Origin of the sequence: Parageobacillus sp. KH3-4, assembly GCF_022846435.1 — a bacterium.
Classification (GTDB): Bacteria; Bacillota; Bacilli; order Bacillales; family Anoxybacillaceae; genus Parageobacillus; species Parageobacillus thermoglucosidasius_A.
In genome coordinates this window covers 3466033-3480770 of the sequence record NZ_AP025627.1, presented here as the reverse complement: position 1 = coordinate 3480770, position 14738 = coordinate 3466033, and the positions used below count along the sequence as shown (strand labels likewise).

Below are 14738 nucleotides of genomic sequence, written 5' to 3'. Positions count from 1 at the left end.
TTATATCTTAACTATGAGGAATTGAAACTATCGGATTTCCATTTCAAAGATTTCCGCTTCTAACGTTTATATCTTAACTATGAGGAATTGAAACTCAGTATTGTTCGTTCTGCCAACGTTGTGAAAGCGATTGTTTATATCTTAACTATGAGGAATTGAAACTATACTTCTAATTTCTTGCGTTTCTTCTTTGGTCGTTTCGGTTTATATCTTAACTATGAGGAATTGAAACGTTTCATTGTCGTTTTCTGCTTGCTGATTGCTTGATATGTTTATATCTTAACTATGAGGAATTGAAACCCTTGTCAAAGGTCAAAAAATACCTTACGAAGACTTAGTTTATATCTTAACTATGAGGAATTGGAACCAAATGAACAGTTAAGATTTGCTCTTGTCTTTCGTGCTTGTATCCTACTTACAAAGACATGGGCAGTAGGTAAGCTATTTTAATTATATGGAATTTCATACTAGTAATTAGGGGAGAAAAGGTAGTTAAACGTAGACCTTTTCTTTTTTGTCATTGATATAGCAATTCGTTGGGCGATGTTTAGGTAAGAATCTTTTCAATGGATCAAACATATATTTCACAAAAAATTAGAAAATTTAATTCTATTTTTTTATGCTATTTTGGTACAATATAGTAAAAAAGCAGGATAATGGGGTGATATGTTGATAGAGGCAATAGCGAAAATAGGGTGTATAGAGTTAGGAGAAAAGGACCAAGCAGCTATCGATCAGTTCATTGAAAACCCGGACTATCCTAATTGCATACATATTCTTCTTCAAAGAGGGAACGACGGTGCATTTGTTTGGGAAGGCTGTGAAGTAGAGGAGCAGAAATCTGATTTTCGTAAATATTTATTCCGTAGCGGCTCCTCCCGTGGGGTGAACTATTCGCCGACAGCCAAAATCACAACGATAGAGAATACGTACCAGCAAAAAGTATTAGGATGGTTTAAGAAGGTTTGTAAAAATAATGGAAATGAGTTTTTCCGTGGCATTCAAGAAGTATTGGAGAAAGAAAAAGAACACATTTTACAAGAATTGCAAAGCAAATTGGCTCTTTCTAGTGAAAGGACTATTCTTTCTTTAAAGGTGGACGGGTCCTATCTCTATGATATTCCTGAATTTCGTGATGCTTTTCTGTTTTTGATTAATGAAAAAGATTTGGAATTATCCGCATCTAATCAGGTTTGTTCCATTTGCGGACAGCGAAAAGATACTGTTATTGGCAGAATGTCGGTATTCCGTTTCTATACGCTCGACAAGCCGGGATTTATCACTGGAGGGTTAGATGAAGACAAAGCGTGGAGAAATTATCCTGTTTGTCTTTCTTGCAAGTCATATATTGAAGAAGGAAGAAGATTTATTGAAGAGAAGCTCCGCTTTCAATTTTATGGATTTTCCTATTTACTTATCCCTAAGCTCATTGTTCCTGTTGCAGAGGATGATGATGGTTTTGCTGAGGTGTTGGAATATTTATCTTCCCATAAAAAAGAAGTACGTATTCATCAGGATCAGGCAGAATCATTTATGACTACGGAAGAAGATGTCATGGACATCCTGAAGGATATGGAAAATGTTGTTTCCATTCAACTATTATTCTTGCAAAAAATTCAAAGTGCGGAGCGAATTCTGCTTTTGATCGAAGATGTGTTACCGTCAAGAATCAGTGAGCTGTTCAAAGCCAAGTCCTATGTTGAACAACTCCTATATGCGGAAGGAAATCATCCATTCCATTTTGGATTTATCCGGACTTTCTTTCATAGTTCGTACGACAAGTATTTTTTGCACATTGTCGAGTCGGTATTCAAAAAACGGTTGCTTTCTGTTTCTTTTTTAACAAAATTCATCATGGAACAGTTGCGAAAAGAATTGCCTGCTTACGAATCAGGGGAACCGTCCTTTTTTTATAAAACGAGACAGGCTATTGCCATGATTGTCTTTTTAGAGCAAGCCGGTGTATTGCCGGTTAAAGGAGGAGCTACCATGAGCGAAAAATTTGATGTGCTGTTTGAAAAGTACGGGAAGCAGCTAGATACTCCGGAAAAGAAAGCTGTTTTTCTGCTTGGTTCGTTGACACAAATGCTTTTGGACATTCAACAAAACAAGCGAGGCAGCAAGCCTTTTCTAAAGCAATTAATGGGGTTGAAAATGGATGAGCGGACAGTAAAAGGGCTGCTTCCGAAAGTAATCAATAAGTTGGAAGAGTATGAATCCTATCATTTTATCCATAAGCAATTAGCTGAAGAAATTTCTACTTTATTTTTGCTTTCATCCTCACGGTGGAAAATGTCAGTAGATGAATTGAATTTTTATTTTGCTTGCGGCATGAATCTTGTGTCCAAAGTGAAAGAGTCATTAATAATAGCGAAGGAGGAAGCATAATATGCTGCAAAATCGTTCCGAACTATTATTTTTATACGATGTGCAATGGGCTAATCCAAACGGAGATCCGGTCGATGAAAATAAACCAAGGATTGATGAAGAAACAGGAAGAAACATTGTAACAGACGTCCGATTAAAACGGACGATACGAGATTATTTGCATGATTTTTGCCATCAAGAAATTTTTGTGCGCGAAATTGCGGGAGAAAATGAGTACATCCAGGATGCGAAAACGCGAGCGGAAGATTTTTTAGTCAAAGATGGCAAAAAATTAGATAAATCCAAACTGTCGCTTGCTGAGATGAAACAGATTATTAATGAGGAAATACTGCGACAATGTATTGATGTTCGGTTATTTGGCGTTACGCTGCCAATTGAGAAAAATTCAAAAGAAAAGAGTTCTATTACTCATACAGGACCCGTTCAATTTAAAATGGGACAGTCGCTTCACGCAGTCAAACTGGAATATATTAAAGGAACAGGTGCTTTTGCATCGGGAAGTAGGATGATGCAAAAAACATTTCGGGAAGAATATGTTCTTCCTTATTCCCTTATTGCTTTTTATGGGGTTATCAATGAAGCAGCTGCCTCATATACGAAACTGACGGAAGAAGATGTGCAATTGTTGCTCGATGCGATGTGGAATGGCACGAAAAATTTGATTTCGCGCTCTAAAGTAGGGCAAATTCCTCGCTTATTGCTTCGTGTTGTCTATAAAGAAAAACATTTTCATATCGGGGAGTTAGATAAATATATTTCTTTACACTCAGAAAAAGTCGATGAGGAAATCCGCGATGTGTCTGACTATACGCTCGATACTGCACCATTGATCCGTGCTATGGAAAAACAAAAAGAGAAAATTGAAAGAGTAGAGATCAAAACAGACGATCGTCTTGTGTGCAGTGAAGATATTATCGAAAGTTTGAAAACTGCGGGAATTCCAGTAGAGATCAAATAGCAAGGAATGAAGAACATGAATGTGCTTGTATTTGATATTCGTGCAGATTTCGGGCATTTTCGCAAAATCTATTCTACGTCATCACCTTTGACTTATTCGATCATTCCGCCTACATCTTTTTTTGGCATATTGGGGGCTATTATTGGTTTGGGAAAAGAAGAAAATGAATATTTGCGTTATGTGAATCATGAAACGGTCAACATGGCGATTCGCATTATGAGCCCGGTTCGGAAAATGCGGATGGGATTGAACCATGTCAATACGAAAGGAAATATATGGGTTCCAAAACAACGACGTGAAGGAGCACGGACGCAAATTCGTACCGAATTTTTGCGGTTTCCGCATTTTCGTTGCTACGTCCATGTAAAAGAGCAGTCTTTGTTTCACCAATTAATCGATTATGTACAACAGCACCGAAGTGTATATACCGTCTGCATGGGGCTTAGTGAGTGCATCGCTGATGTCCATTATGTTTCTTTGGAGGAATTTCGCCTAGTTAATAACAATGCGGAGACGGTTTCGATTGTTTCGGTGATTCCTGAAAAATATGTGACATCCCTTTGTATCGAATCGGGAAAGGAATATAGAAAGGAACGGTTCGCTTTTCAGATCGACGAGGAGCGAATTGTGTCTGACTATGAAGAAGTTTTGTTTGAAGCAAGCGGAGAAGCGATCCGTGCGGTTGTGTCGCATTATTGGGAAAACAAGGCGGGAGAGCGCATCGTATTTTTATACGATCACAGAAAGGAATGATGAGATGTATTCTCATCCTCATTATCACTTGTCTAAACATTTACAGGGGGTAGAGCATCTCTCCTCCCTGTTTTTGTCGGAAAAAGAAATTCCAATCGCAAAGCAATCATGGTTTTCTCAATTGAACAAATGGATTGCCGTTTTTCATGACATCGGCAAAGCGAATGGTTTTTTTCAACAGTATCTCCAGTCTCCAGAGCAATTTCATGAAGCTCCCCAGTTAAAAGGCCATGCGCTTCTTTCCGCCGCCTTGCTAATTTCATTTTTGAAGGAAAATAAGCAATTCGATGAATTCTGGCGGTGCATCAGTTTTATCATTGTAAAACGCCATCATGGCAATTTGGATGATTGGCTCGAAGAATTTAAAAAGTTTGGTGAAGAAACAAAAGAGCTGTTGCGACGGCAAGTTGATTCCATTGACTTTGAACAGCTGAATGAGCAAATCAAGTCACTATGCCTTCTCGATAAAAATGAAAGATGGACGAAAGAAAAGTTTCAGAAGTGGCTGGATGATTTATTTGCCGAGACAAGACGATTGCGCCGCTTTATTATGAGATGGAATAAAACGAACGACTCGGTTGTTCCTTATTTATATGTGTTATTTCTCTTTTCGCTTTTGATCGATGCCGATAAATCAGAAGCAGGGATTATCCAAAAAGAAACATGGTCTTTCTCAGAACGAAGAGAAATTCCTGACAATCTGATTTATACCTATAAAGCACGTCAGAGCTGGAAGAATACACAGATGAACCGCTTGCGGGAGCAGGCATTCCAAGAAGTTGTCTGCGCTCCGATTGATATAAACGAACATTTTTACTCTTTGAATTTGCCGACAGGAATGGGAAAAACATTAGCTTCCCTTCAATTTGCATTGCAGCTAAAAGCAGAAATCGAAAAGGAATGGAAAGTCAAGCCACGTATTATATACAGTCTTCCGTTTTTAAGCGTGATTGATCAAACTAGCAAAGTGATAAGAGATATATTTTTCGCCAATGGCATCGATGTCGATCATCGGCTAATGCTTGAACATCATCATTTGGCGGATACGCAATATACGGTAATAAAAGATGACGAACGATACGATGCAACGTATGAAATTGCCAAATTATTAATAGAAGGATGGAATGCGGAATTTATTTTAACAACTTTTGTGCAATTGTTTGGAACGATTTTTTCCAATAAAAACAGTGCGTTACGGAAATTTCATCGTCTGACTAATGCGATTTTTATTATTGATGAAGTTCAGGCTGTTCCGCATCGATATTGGTTGGCGATTAAACAGGTGTTTATGGCGATGGCGCAGGAATTAAACTGTTACTTTCTTTTTAGCTCAGCGACTGACCCAGGAATTTTTGAAAATACTGTTTTACTTGTGGACCCAAAAAAGTATTTTCAGCCTCTATCTAGAGTGACGTTATTTTCACATGTTCAGAAGTCATTAACGATAGAGTCCTTTTGGGATCAGGTAGAAATAGAATCAGGAAAAACATATTTATTCATTATGAATACGATTGAAAGTGCGAAGTGTTTGTATGAAGAGATTATCAACACAATCGGTGCGGAAGAAGTCACATTTTTATCCACTCATATTCCTCCAAAAGAAAGATTGAGGAGAATAGAGGATGCCAAAAAAGGGGTATACCACATTGTGGTTAGTACGCAGTTGATTGAAGCGGGAGTCGATATTGATTTTGATGTGGTATACCGTGATTTGGCACCGCTTGATTCGATTCAGCAAGCGGCTGGAAGATGCAATCGGAATGGAGACAGAAAAGGAGAAGTACATGTCGTTTCTTTAACCGACGGGCAAAGATTGTATGCTAGTTATATTTATGATTCCATTCGTCTAGATATTACGAAAACCATGTTGAGCAAACAAGTAAAGATCGAGGAAGGACAGTTTTTGCAGCTTATTACAGAATATTTTCATTTATTATCCAATCGAATAAGTAATGCTGAATCAGAACGGCTGTTAAAAGGAATAATGACACTATATTTTGACGGAGAAGAGACATCCGATCGCGCGCCTGTTTCCCGCTTTCATCTGATTGAAGGGGAGGAGGAAAAAATAAATGTATTTATTGAGCTCGATGAAGAAGCACAAGAAATTTTCCGACAGTATGAAAAAGTTATCCAGTTAACTGACCGTTGGGAACGAAATAAGCAATTTGCGGCGATGAAGTCTTTATTTTATCAATATGTAATTTCGATACCAAGAACTGTTGATAACAAGCCGCCGATTGTGCACGGAATTGGTTATGTCAATTATGATTCTCTTGAAGATTTTTACGACGCGATTCTAGGATATAAAACCAAAAGCAAAGGAATGATATGGTAGGTGTTTCGATTGGAATATGAAATGCCTGTGACTGGAACCGATATATGGTACTACTACATTTGTCCGCGCGAAGTATGGATGATGAAACATCAAATTGCTCCAGATCAAGAGGATGAGGCGCTCGATATCGGGCGATTTATTTCCGAGACATATTATCAAAGGAATAAAAAGGAAATATCGATAGGAAATATTGTCGTGGACCGTATTCGTAAAGAAGATGGACAATTAGTGATTGGTGAAGTAAAAAAATCATCTCGATATTTAAAAAGCGCCAAAACGCAGCTTCTCTATTACTTAGATACGCTTCGCGAAATGGGGATTGATGCAAAAGGAGAATTGCTATTTCCGGAAGAGAGGAAAAAAGAGACGGTAGAATGGACGGAAGAAGCGAAACAAGAGTTAAAAACAGGCGGTGGCAGACATCCACCGCATCGCCCGCATGCCGGTGCCGCCTTCACCAAAAAAGATTTCTTTTTGCGCGAAATGTGCATATCGTGAATATTGTTGGGCGGAGGAATAGTAATGAAAAAGACGCTGTATATTTTTCAAAACGGAGAGCTTCGCCGCAAAGATAATAGTTTGTACTTCGAAACAGAGGAACGGAAACGATATATCCCAGTAGAAAATACGAACGATATATATATTTTTGGAGAAGTCGATGTATCAAAAAAGTTTCTCGAGTTTGTGGCGCAAAAGGAGATTATTGTTCATTATTTCAATCATCACGGATACTATGTGGGCTCTTTTTATCCGCGCGAACATTTAAACGCTGGACATGTGATCTTAAAGCAAGCGGAACATTATATCGATAACGCTAAGCGGCTTGACTTGGCGCGGCTGTTTGTCAAAGGGGCTATCCAGCAGATGACAAGGGTCATCAAATATTACCGCTCTCGTCTACCTGAAACAGACGTGTTGGATCGAGTGTTGGTAGCGATAGAACAAGAAGAAGAGCGAGTAAAACAGGCGCAAACAGTAGAGCAGCTAATGGCAGCCGAAGGGCATATTCGGGAAATGTATTATTCCACCTTTGATATCATTATTCGTCATCCCGATTTCGTGTTCGAAAAACGGACCAAGCGCCCTCCGCACAATCGGCTCAATGCGTTAATTAGCTTTGGTAATTCGATTGTGTATACGATGTGTCTTAGCGAAATTTACAAAACGTACTTAGATCCGCGGATCGGTTTTTTACATAGCACGAATTTTCGGCGGTTTTCACTTAATCTTGATGTGGCAGAAATTTTTAAACCGATTATTGTGGACCGCCTTATTTTCACTCTTGTTAATAAGAAAATGCTATCGGCAAAGCACTTTGAAAAATTGACAGGCGGGATTTTGCTTAATGAAGAAGGACGAAAATTATTCGTCAGCGAACTTGAGAAAAAAATGCAGACAACGGTGCAGCACCGTCACCTTGGCAAATCCGTTTCCTATCGCCGATTGATTCGGCTAGAGCTATATAAAATTCAAAAGCATTTGTTAGGAGAAAAAACATACGAGCCATACGCGGCGAAATGGTAGGTGGAAGCATTGTTTGTCATTTTGGTGTATGATTTTAATGAAAAGCGCGTTGCGAAGGCATTAAAAATTGCACGCAAATATCTCCATTGGGTGCAAAATTCCGTGTTTGAGGGCGAGATAACCGTTGCCAATTACCAAAAATTAAAAATGGAGCTGCAAAGCATCATGGATCCCGATGAAGATTCCGTCATTTTTTACACGTTTCGCTCACAAAAATATTCTCAGCGTGAAGAGATGGGGTTGAAAAAAGGTGGAGATGAATTCATTCTTTAGAAAGTAGGGAAACGATGCGACTGACGATTGCAATGAGTGGACGCGACAATCCTATAACCCTTCCACTACATTATCAACAACAATTGCAAGGATTGCTATATCATTCTTTGAGAAATCCGAAATTTTCTGAGTTTTTGCATGAGGTAGGTTTTCGTAAAGAAAAACGATCGTATAAGTTATTTACGTTTAGCCGTCTATACGGTCCGCATCAATTAAATTTTGAAAGAAAAACAATTACTTTTTATGAGGAATTTTACTGGCATGTTGGCACAGTATTGCCTGAACTGACACAAGAACTCGGAGAATATTTGTTATTGCATCCAGATGTGCAAGTCGGTGGGCAACCTGTGGAAATAAAGCGAATTGATGTAGAAAAACGTGACATTAAAGGAAAAGAAATCGAAATAGAGATGCTTTCGCCTCTAACGGTTTACAGCACGTACGAACTCGTTGACGGAAGCAAAAAAACACAATTTTTTAGCCCATACGATGAAGTATTTTCCCATTTAGTTGAATTAAATTTTCGCAATAAATATGAAGCATATTATGGCATTCCACCGAAAGAACGGTTGTTTATCGAACCAATTCGCGTGACAGAAAAGCAGAAAGTTGTGACGATCTTTAAAGGATTTTATATTACTGCTTGGCTCGGACATTATCGCCTTTGCTCGTCTCCAGGCAACTTAACCTTTTTGTATCGTGTCGGTATTGGCGGACGAAACTCCCAAGGTTTTGGTATGTTTCGACTTCTTTCCGAACGCTAACCACTTCGTTTGTTTGTCGTCGACCTCCAATCGTGCAAAAAGTCCGGGGGATCGACGACACTTCTTGTTTCTCCTTTGTTCTTACAGCCATCAACATTCCTGTGTATTGACGGAATTTTCAAAATGGCGTATACTAGATGTAATCATTTTAGAAAAATGCTTGATATATCAACGTCTTTTTGGGTTTATATCTTAACTATGAGGAATTGAAACATCAATGGAATTATTCAAGTTCTCCCGCAACTCATCGGTTTATATCTTAACTATGAGGAATTGAAACTATCACTGATTTTGGCCAGCCAGAAAATCAAGTTGTGAGTTTATATCTTAACTATGAGGAATTGAAACTGCGAACGCGCTAGACACCTTAAAAGCGTTGGATATTGTTTATATCTTAACTATGAGGAATTGAAACATTCCGGCTCGATCCCATGCCGGACACGTCAATACTCCGTTTATATCTTAACTATGAGGAATTGAAACATCTATCCAAAACGGATTCGTTTAAGTCATACACTAGTTTATATCTTAACTATGAGGAATTGAAACAAATATAAAACTTCCGATTCATGAAAGACTTTTTGAGTTTATATCTTAACTATGAGGAATTGAAACTTACGCTTGCGCTTCGCATCGACTCGATCTTTGAGTTTATATCTTAACTATGAGGAATTGAAACTCTGCGTCCATCTGGAACACATGCGTACTTTTATCGTTTATATCTTAACTATGAGGAATTGAAACATTCGGATAGTGTCACCGAAACGGAATTTTTCATGTGTTTATATCTTAACTATGAGGAATTGAAACAACCATGTCGTCCACATATGGCCATTTCGCCCGGACGTTTATATCTTAACTATGAGGAATTGAAACGCAGCGGCATTGCAAGGACTTATCAACTGGTTTAAGTTTATATCTTAACTATGAGGAATTGAAACAAATCACGAGCATCAATATCGTTGTGCACCTCGTCAGTTTATATCTTAACTATGAGGAATTGAAACGGGGTAATATCAATTCGTTGACGTGGCTCATAAGAAGTTTATATCTTAACTATGAGGAATTGAAACACTTCTATGAAGCTAGAAACACCTTTTGACAAAATGGTTTATATCTTAACTATGAGGGATTGAACCGTGTCGAGTCTTTTTCGTTGTCGCAGCCGTTTAAGTTTTTATCTTACCTATAAGGAGTTGAAACAAATCACTGAGTGTGAGTTGCAATGCTAAATCGCCGGCGTTTTTGTCTTACCTATGAAGAATTGAAACTACGTCAGTGGTTTTGGGAATGAATGAGAAGGCGTTTGTATCTTAACTATAAAGAATGAAACACCCTTCTTGGCGCTTGCCGCTGTGAAGGTTTTTTTGTTGTAATTCATCGCTACATTTGTTATAAAAGTGAAAAATGGAAACAATAGCAATCAAACATACGTTAAAAGAGGTTTTGAAAGCACGTTCCATATTCTTGAAGTAGAAAAAGCTGTTGGTGTATGAAAGCGGAATTTTGCAGACTTGGAAGTATCTCATATAACGGAAAGGGTAGAGCGTTGATGGGTTTATTGGATAGTAAGAAAATAATGGAAATAAGAAGCCGGATCGAAAAGCGAGTAGTGACGTTGCCCGATGGTACTGCTGTTCCATGCATAGGTCAAGGGACATGGCACATGGGAGAAAAGCCTCAAGAGAAAGCTAAGGAAATAAAAGCCTTACAACTTGGAATAGAATTGGGCATGAAAGTAATTGACACAGCTGAGATGTACGGAAATGGCGCTTCTGAACGTTTAGTCGGCGAAGCAATCAAAGGGCGCAGGGATGATGTGTTTTTAGTCTCTAAAGTGTATCCGCATAATGCGGGATTAGACAAGATTTCAATAGCGTGCGAAAACAGCTTAAAACGGCTGGGGACGGACTATTTAGACTTATATCTTTTGCATTGGCGAGGCCGCATTCCTTTAGAAGAAACGATCGAAGGTATGGAAAGGCTGCGAAAAGAAGGGAAAATTTTGCGATGGGGAGTCTCCAATTTTGACACAGACGATATGAAAGAGTTATGGAACACTACCAATGGATCAAACTGTGCGACAAACCAAGTGTTATACCATCTAGGTTCGAGAGGAATTGATTTTGATCTGCTGCCTTGGCATCGGGAACATCATGTACCGATTATGGCGTATAGCCCCCTTGCCCAAGGAGGTGCGTTAAGAAAACAGTTGTTAACGGATCCAATTATTAATGAGATTGCCAAAAAATATAATGCAAAACCGCTGCAAATCGCACTTGCTTGGACGATACGCACAAATGATGTCATTGCCATTCCAAAAGCTGGGCAGGAACAACATGTTCTGGAGAATGCTGAAGCTGCTGCGATTGAATTGACCCAAGAAGACCTGGACAGACTTGATGAAGCATTTCCAAAACCTCGTAAAAAAGTGCCTTTGGATATCATTTAATATTTTACCGGAGAAAAAGTCGGTTAATGAATGTAATATGCTGGATGGTCTTGGATGAACCAAAAATTTCTTTATAGGGTTTGGAAAGATGTGCCGCTGAGTCAAATGTGTCATGCGGCATTTTCAAGTTGACAAAAGTTTTCATTGGTCTTATAGTTAATGGCGTAGTGTTTATTTTTTGGGTTTTTTGGGCGGTGAGAATGAATGTTGTTAACTGAACGTCGGAAGCAATTTCTTCAGAAGCTGATTGATTTATACCAAAAGACAAACGTGCCTGTCCATTATGAAACATTAGCGAAAGCAATAGGTGTCAGCAAATGGACGGCATATGACATGCTGAAAGAACTTGAAAAACTTGGCTATCTCACCCGTGATTACACTGTGAATCCTGGCGAGACAGGACGTTCCCAAATCGTTTTTCTGCCAACAGCAAAAGCTACGAGCTTGTTTGAACAAAAACGCTCTGAAGCAATCAATCTGGAAGAGTGGCATGAAACAAAAGAGAAAATACTTGAGTTTCTAAACAGTTTAAAGAATTGCAGTCTCAGCGTCGCTGTTCGAAAGGTTTTAGAGGAAATCCCGAAAGCGCAGATTCGCGTTGCCTTCTGTGCATACATCATCGGGCTTTTTCTTGTTTATCTTCGCAAGTTGGGCGGGAAAACCGAGGTGTTGATTAAAAATCTTGTTCAAAACGCACCAACCAATGAAATGCGGATGACCATGTTTGTTGGAACCGTCCTTGGAAGCATTATTCAAACGATGAATCATGAAATTGGCGTAGAAGTAACAGAATTGGTTGGACGGTATTTGAAATCGATTGCCGACCTTTCCCATTTTGAGAAGGAAATGCTTTCTGAGTTTCTTAATGAAGCATTAGCATGATTGTGGTCAACGGTTTAAACCTTGACCTTTTATTTAGTTGAGTTTTTGGGTTTTTTGTGTTATTTGTGTTTTTTTTGAAATACATTTAGAAAGAGCGGAACGTATCTGCATAAACAAAAAGAGGAGGTGGTGGTAACATGATGAACGATTTTCTTGAATTCTTAAAGAAAATCCTTGAAGCATTCAAAAATATTTTCACTAAAAATTAATGGCTGGTTGATCGTTGACGTTACTTAGGTAACGGTCCATAAATTGCTTTGGCAGGTGATTGATGTGCTTGAATTATTTGGGAGATTTGTTGTGAAAAGTAGAATTGCTATCATCGTTTTATCACTCATACTAGTAATCCCCTCATTGTTCGGAATAGTCAAAACGCAAATCAATTATGATATTTTTGCTTACTTGCCGGAAAAGCTTCCTTCGGTGCAAGGGCAAAATATTATGAACAAAGTGTTTGGGTTCGGTGGAACAGGCATCCTGATGGTAAAAAATCAAACAGATGTTGAAGTAGAAAATTTAAAACGAAAACTGGAGCAAGTGGATGGTGTTGAAACAGTCAATTGGATCACCGACATTGCTGATCTTGCAGTGCCTCGCGAGTTTCTTCCAGAGGAATTGGTGGATCAGTTTTATTCTGGAAACAGCACTATCATGCAAATTCAATTTGAAGAGGAAGCGGCATCAGAAAAAACTCATTATGCTGTGCAAGAAATCAAAAACATTCTTGGGCCGAATACTTATTTTGCTGGAACTCCTCCAATGTTGTCGGAGCTGCGTCAGTTGCTTGAAAGTGAGAAGTTTGTCTATGCAGTATCCGCAATTGGGTTTATTCTGTTGCTTTTGGGATTAACGCTCCCATCGCTTTTCATTCCGTTCCTTATCCTGTTCTCAATTGGGGTTTCTATTATTTACAACTTGGGATTGGCTTACTATTTAAATGGTTCAATGTCGTATGTTACCGCTGCGATTGCGGGAGCTTTGCAGCTCGGCGTTACGATGGATTTTTCTATTTTCTTAGTGCATCGTTATGAAGAAGAACGAAAGATGAAAGAAAAGAACGAGGCCATGATCGCGGCCATCAAGCACACAGCGATGGCCATTTTAACCAGCTCGGCAACGGCAGTAGCCGGTTTTCTCGCGATGGTCACCATGTCGCTTGGACTTGGGGAAGACTTAGGGATGACGATGGCGCGAGGGATCATTCTTAGTGTGTTGATGATTTTGACATTGTTGCCGTCGTTCATTCTGGTGTTTGACAAGTGGATTCGCGAATATCAGCACCGCGTGATTATCCCTGATTTTCATCTGTTAGCCAAATTTGTGACCAATCGCCACAAACTTGTTTTTGTAGTGTTCCTGCTTTTGTTTATCCCTGCTTTCATCGGTTTTAAAAATGTGCATATCGTGTATGATTTGGAGCAACTTATGCCGAAGACGCTGCCTTCGATCCAAAATCTTGACGAAATCAAAAAAGAATTTACATCGACTGATTCGGCTTTTTTAGTCATGGATAGCAAGATTTCTGATCAGGAACGTCTCAAAATCAAGCAGCAGATTGAAGAAATAGATGGAATCAAGAAAGTAATTGGGTATGATACCTTTGCAGATCCTGCGATTCCTTCAGAATTTGTTCCCGAAAACTTAAAAAACATGTTTATCAAGGATCAATACAATTACATGTTGGTACAGATGGAATATGGATCGTATGATGAACGCACGACACGGGCCATTCAACAAATCAACAAATTAACCGAGCCATATGAAGGGCATATGTACCTGACTGGTCAAGCCGTTTTGCAAAACGATCTGACTACCACGGTGCGGGACGACATGAAAAAAGTAGATTTGATTTCGGTTGTCGCCGTATTTTTGATTATTGCGCTTGCCTTCCGATCCGTGGCGCTGCCGGTTGTATTAGTTGGCGGAATTGAATTGGCGATTTTGTTCAACCAAGGACTCGATTTCTATCTTGGCCGTTCCATGCCGTTTATCGGTACATTCGCCATTGGCGCTATCCAGCTCGGCAGTACGATCAACTATGCTATTTTGCTTGTAACGCGCTATAAAGAAGAGTTGCTGAATTATTCTAAAGAGGAAGCGATGTATAGAGCCATAACAGCAAGCGGAGAAGCGATCTTGAGCAGTGCGCTTGCCTTGTTTGCCGCTGTCATTGGGATTTGGCTGTTCTCTGACATCACGTTGCTTAGAGATTTAACATTTATGATTGCGCGAGGAGCGATTATTTCTCTTGCTGTCATTTTATTCCTACTTCCGGCAGTGTTGCTCACATTAGAAAGTTTCATATCCAGAACGACATTCGGCTGGCCTAAGGCTGAATCCATGAAACAAGATGAGGCACTTTCAAAATCATCTTTAAACCAATAACGAACAATATAAAGGAGAGGA

10 protein-coding genes, 1 pseudogene and 2 CRISPR repeat arrays (1 of these 13 running past the window's edge) are annotated in these 14738 nt (G+C 39.2%); all 11 genes and pseudogenes read left to right on the top strand.

What is annotated here, in order from left to right; translation table 11 throughout:
• Positions 1-367: direct repeats of the CRISPR family, unit length 30 nt; unit sequence GTTTATATCTTAACTATGAGGAATTGAAAC (it extends 68 nt beyond the left edge of the window).
• Positions 368-666: 299 nt separating this feature from the next.
• The 11 genes and pseudogenes from MWM02_RS17665 (at position 667) to MWM02_RS17615 (ending at position 14717) form a co-directional block, all read left to right on the top strand.
• Positions 667-2388, top strand: coding sequence for a TIGR02556 family CRISPR-associated protein (locus tag MWM02_RS17665; protein WP_244402580.1), 1722 nt, complete (start codon positions 667-669; stop codon positions 2386-2388).
• A gap of 1 nt (position 2389) precedes the next feature.
• Positions 2390-3346, top strand: coding sequence for a type I-B CRISPR-associated protein Cas7/Csh2 (gene cas7b / locus MWM02_RS17660; protein WP_064553471.1), 957 nt, complete (start codon positions 2390-2392; stop codon positions 3344-3346).
• A 15-nt stretch (positions 3347-3361) separates the two neighbouring features.
• Positions 3362-4099 carry a type I-B CRISPR-associated protein Cas5b gene (gene cas5b, locus MWM02_RS17655; protein WP_064553469.1) on the top strand — a complete coding sequence of 246 codons (738 nt, stop codon included), beginning with the start codon at positions 3362-3364 and terminating at the stop codon, positions 4097-4099.
• Positions 4023-6437: a CRISPR-associated helicase Cas3' gene (gene cas3, locus MWM02_RS17650; RefSeq protein ID WP_232509673.1), complete on the top strand. Its 2415-nt coding sequence runs from the start codon at positions 4023-4025 to the stop codon at positions 6435-6437. Before cas5b ends, cas3 begins: the two co-directional genes overlap by 77 nt.
• 21 nt (positions 6438-6458) lie before the next feature.
• A pseudogene (gene cas4 / locus MWM02_RS17645) lies at positions 6459-6957 on the top strand (CRISPR-associated protein Cas4).
• 2 nt (positions 6958-6959) lie between these two features.
• The gene (cas1b, locus tag MWM02_RS17640; protein ID WP_244402579.1) at positions 6960-7961 is read left to right on the top strand and encodes a type I-B CRISPR-associated endonuclease Cas1b; all 1002 of its coding nucleotides are present in this window, start codon (positions 6960-6962) and stop codon (positions 7959-7961) included.
• 9 nt (positions 7962-7970) lie between these two features.
• A complete protein-coding gene (gene cas2, locus MWM02_RS17635; protein WP_064553562.1) occupies positions 7971-8234 on the top strand; it encodes a CRISPR-associated endonuclease Cas2 in 264 nt (87 codons plus the stop codon).
• Positions 8235-8248: 14 nt separating this feature from the next.
• Complete coding sequence (gene cas6 / locus MWM02_RS17630) at positions 8249-8998, top strand: CRISPR-associated endoribonuclease Cas6 (protein ID WP_244402578.1); 750 nt, start codon at positions 8249-8251, stop codon at positions 8996-8998.
• 183 nt (positions 8999-9181) lie between these two features.
• Positions 9182-10269: direct repeats of the CRISPR family, unit length 30 nt; unit sequence GTTTATATCTTAACTATGAGGAATTGAAAC.
• A gap of 281 nt (positions 10270-10550) precedes the next feature.
• Positions 10551-11450 carry an aldo/keto reductase gene (locus tag MWM02_RS17625; protein ID WP_244403648.1) on the top strand — a complete coding sequence of 300 codons (900 nt, stop codon included), beginning with the start codon at positions 10551-10553 and terminating at the stop codon, positions 11448-11450.
• Between the two features lie 204 nt (positions 11451-11654).
• A complete protein-coding gene (locus tag MWM02_RS17620) occupies positions 11655-12332 on the top strand; it encodes a LexA family protein (RefSeq protein WP_244402577.1) in 678 nt (225 codons plus the stop codon).
• A 441-nt stretch (positions 12333-12773) separates the two neighbouring features.
• Complete coding sequence (locus MWM02_RS17615; protein ID WP_244402576.1) at positions 12774-14717, top strand: efflux RND transporter permease subunit; 1944 nt, start codon at positions 12774-12776, stop codon at positions 14715-14717.
• Positions 14718-14738: the final 21 nt, after the last annotated feature.

What these genes read in the sequence shown, in the direction of transcription:
- MWM02_RS17665 (WP_244402580.1), top strand. Translation starts at nt 667, where the DNA reads ATGTTGATAGAGGCAATAGCGAAAATAGGGTGTATAGAGTTAGGAGAA.
- cas7b (WP_064553471.1), top strand. Translation starts at nt 2,390, where the DNA reads ATGCTGCAAAATCGTTCCGAACTATTATTTTTATACGATGTGCAATGG.
- cas5b (WP_064553469.1), top strand. Translation starts at nt 3,362, where the DNA reads ATGAATGTGCTTGTATTTGATATTCGTGCAGATTTCGGGCATTTTCGC.
- cas1b (WP_244402579.1), top strand. Translation starts at nt 6,960, where the DNA reads ATGAAAAAGACGCTGTATATTTTTCAAAACGGAGAGCTTCGCCGCAAA.
- cas6 (WP_244402578.1), top strand. Translation starts at nt 8,249, where the DNA reads ATGCGACTGACGATTGCAATGAGTGGACGCGACAATCCTATAACCCTT.
- MWM02_RS17625 (WP_244403648.1), top strand. Translation starts at nt 10,551, where the DNA reads ATGGGTTTATTGGATAGTAAGAAAATAATGGAAATAAGAAGCCGGATC.
- MWM02_RS17620 (WP_244402577.1), top strand. Translation starts at nt 11,655, where the DNA reads ATGTTGTTAACTGAACGTCGGAAGCAATTTCTTCAGAAGCTGATTGAT.
- MWM02_RS17615 (WP_244402576.1), top strand. Translation starts at nt 12,774, where the DNA reads ATGAACAAAGTGTTTGGGTTCGGTGGAACAGGCATCCTGATGGTAAAA.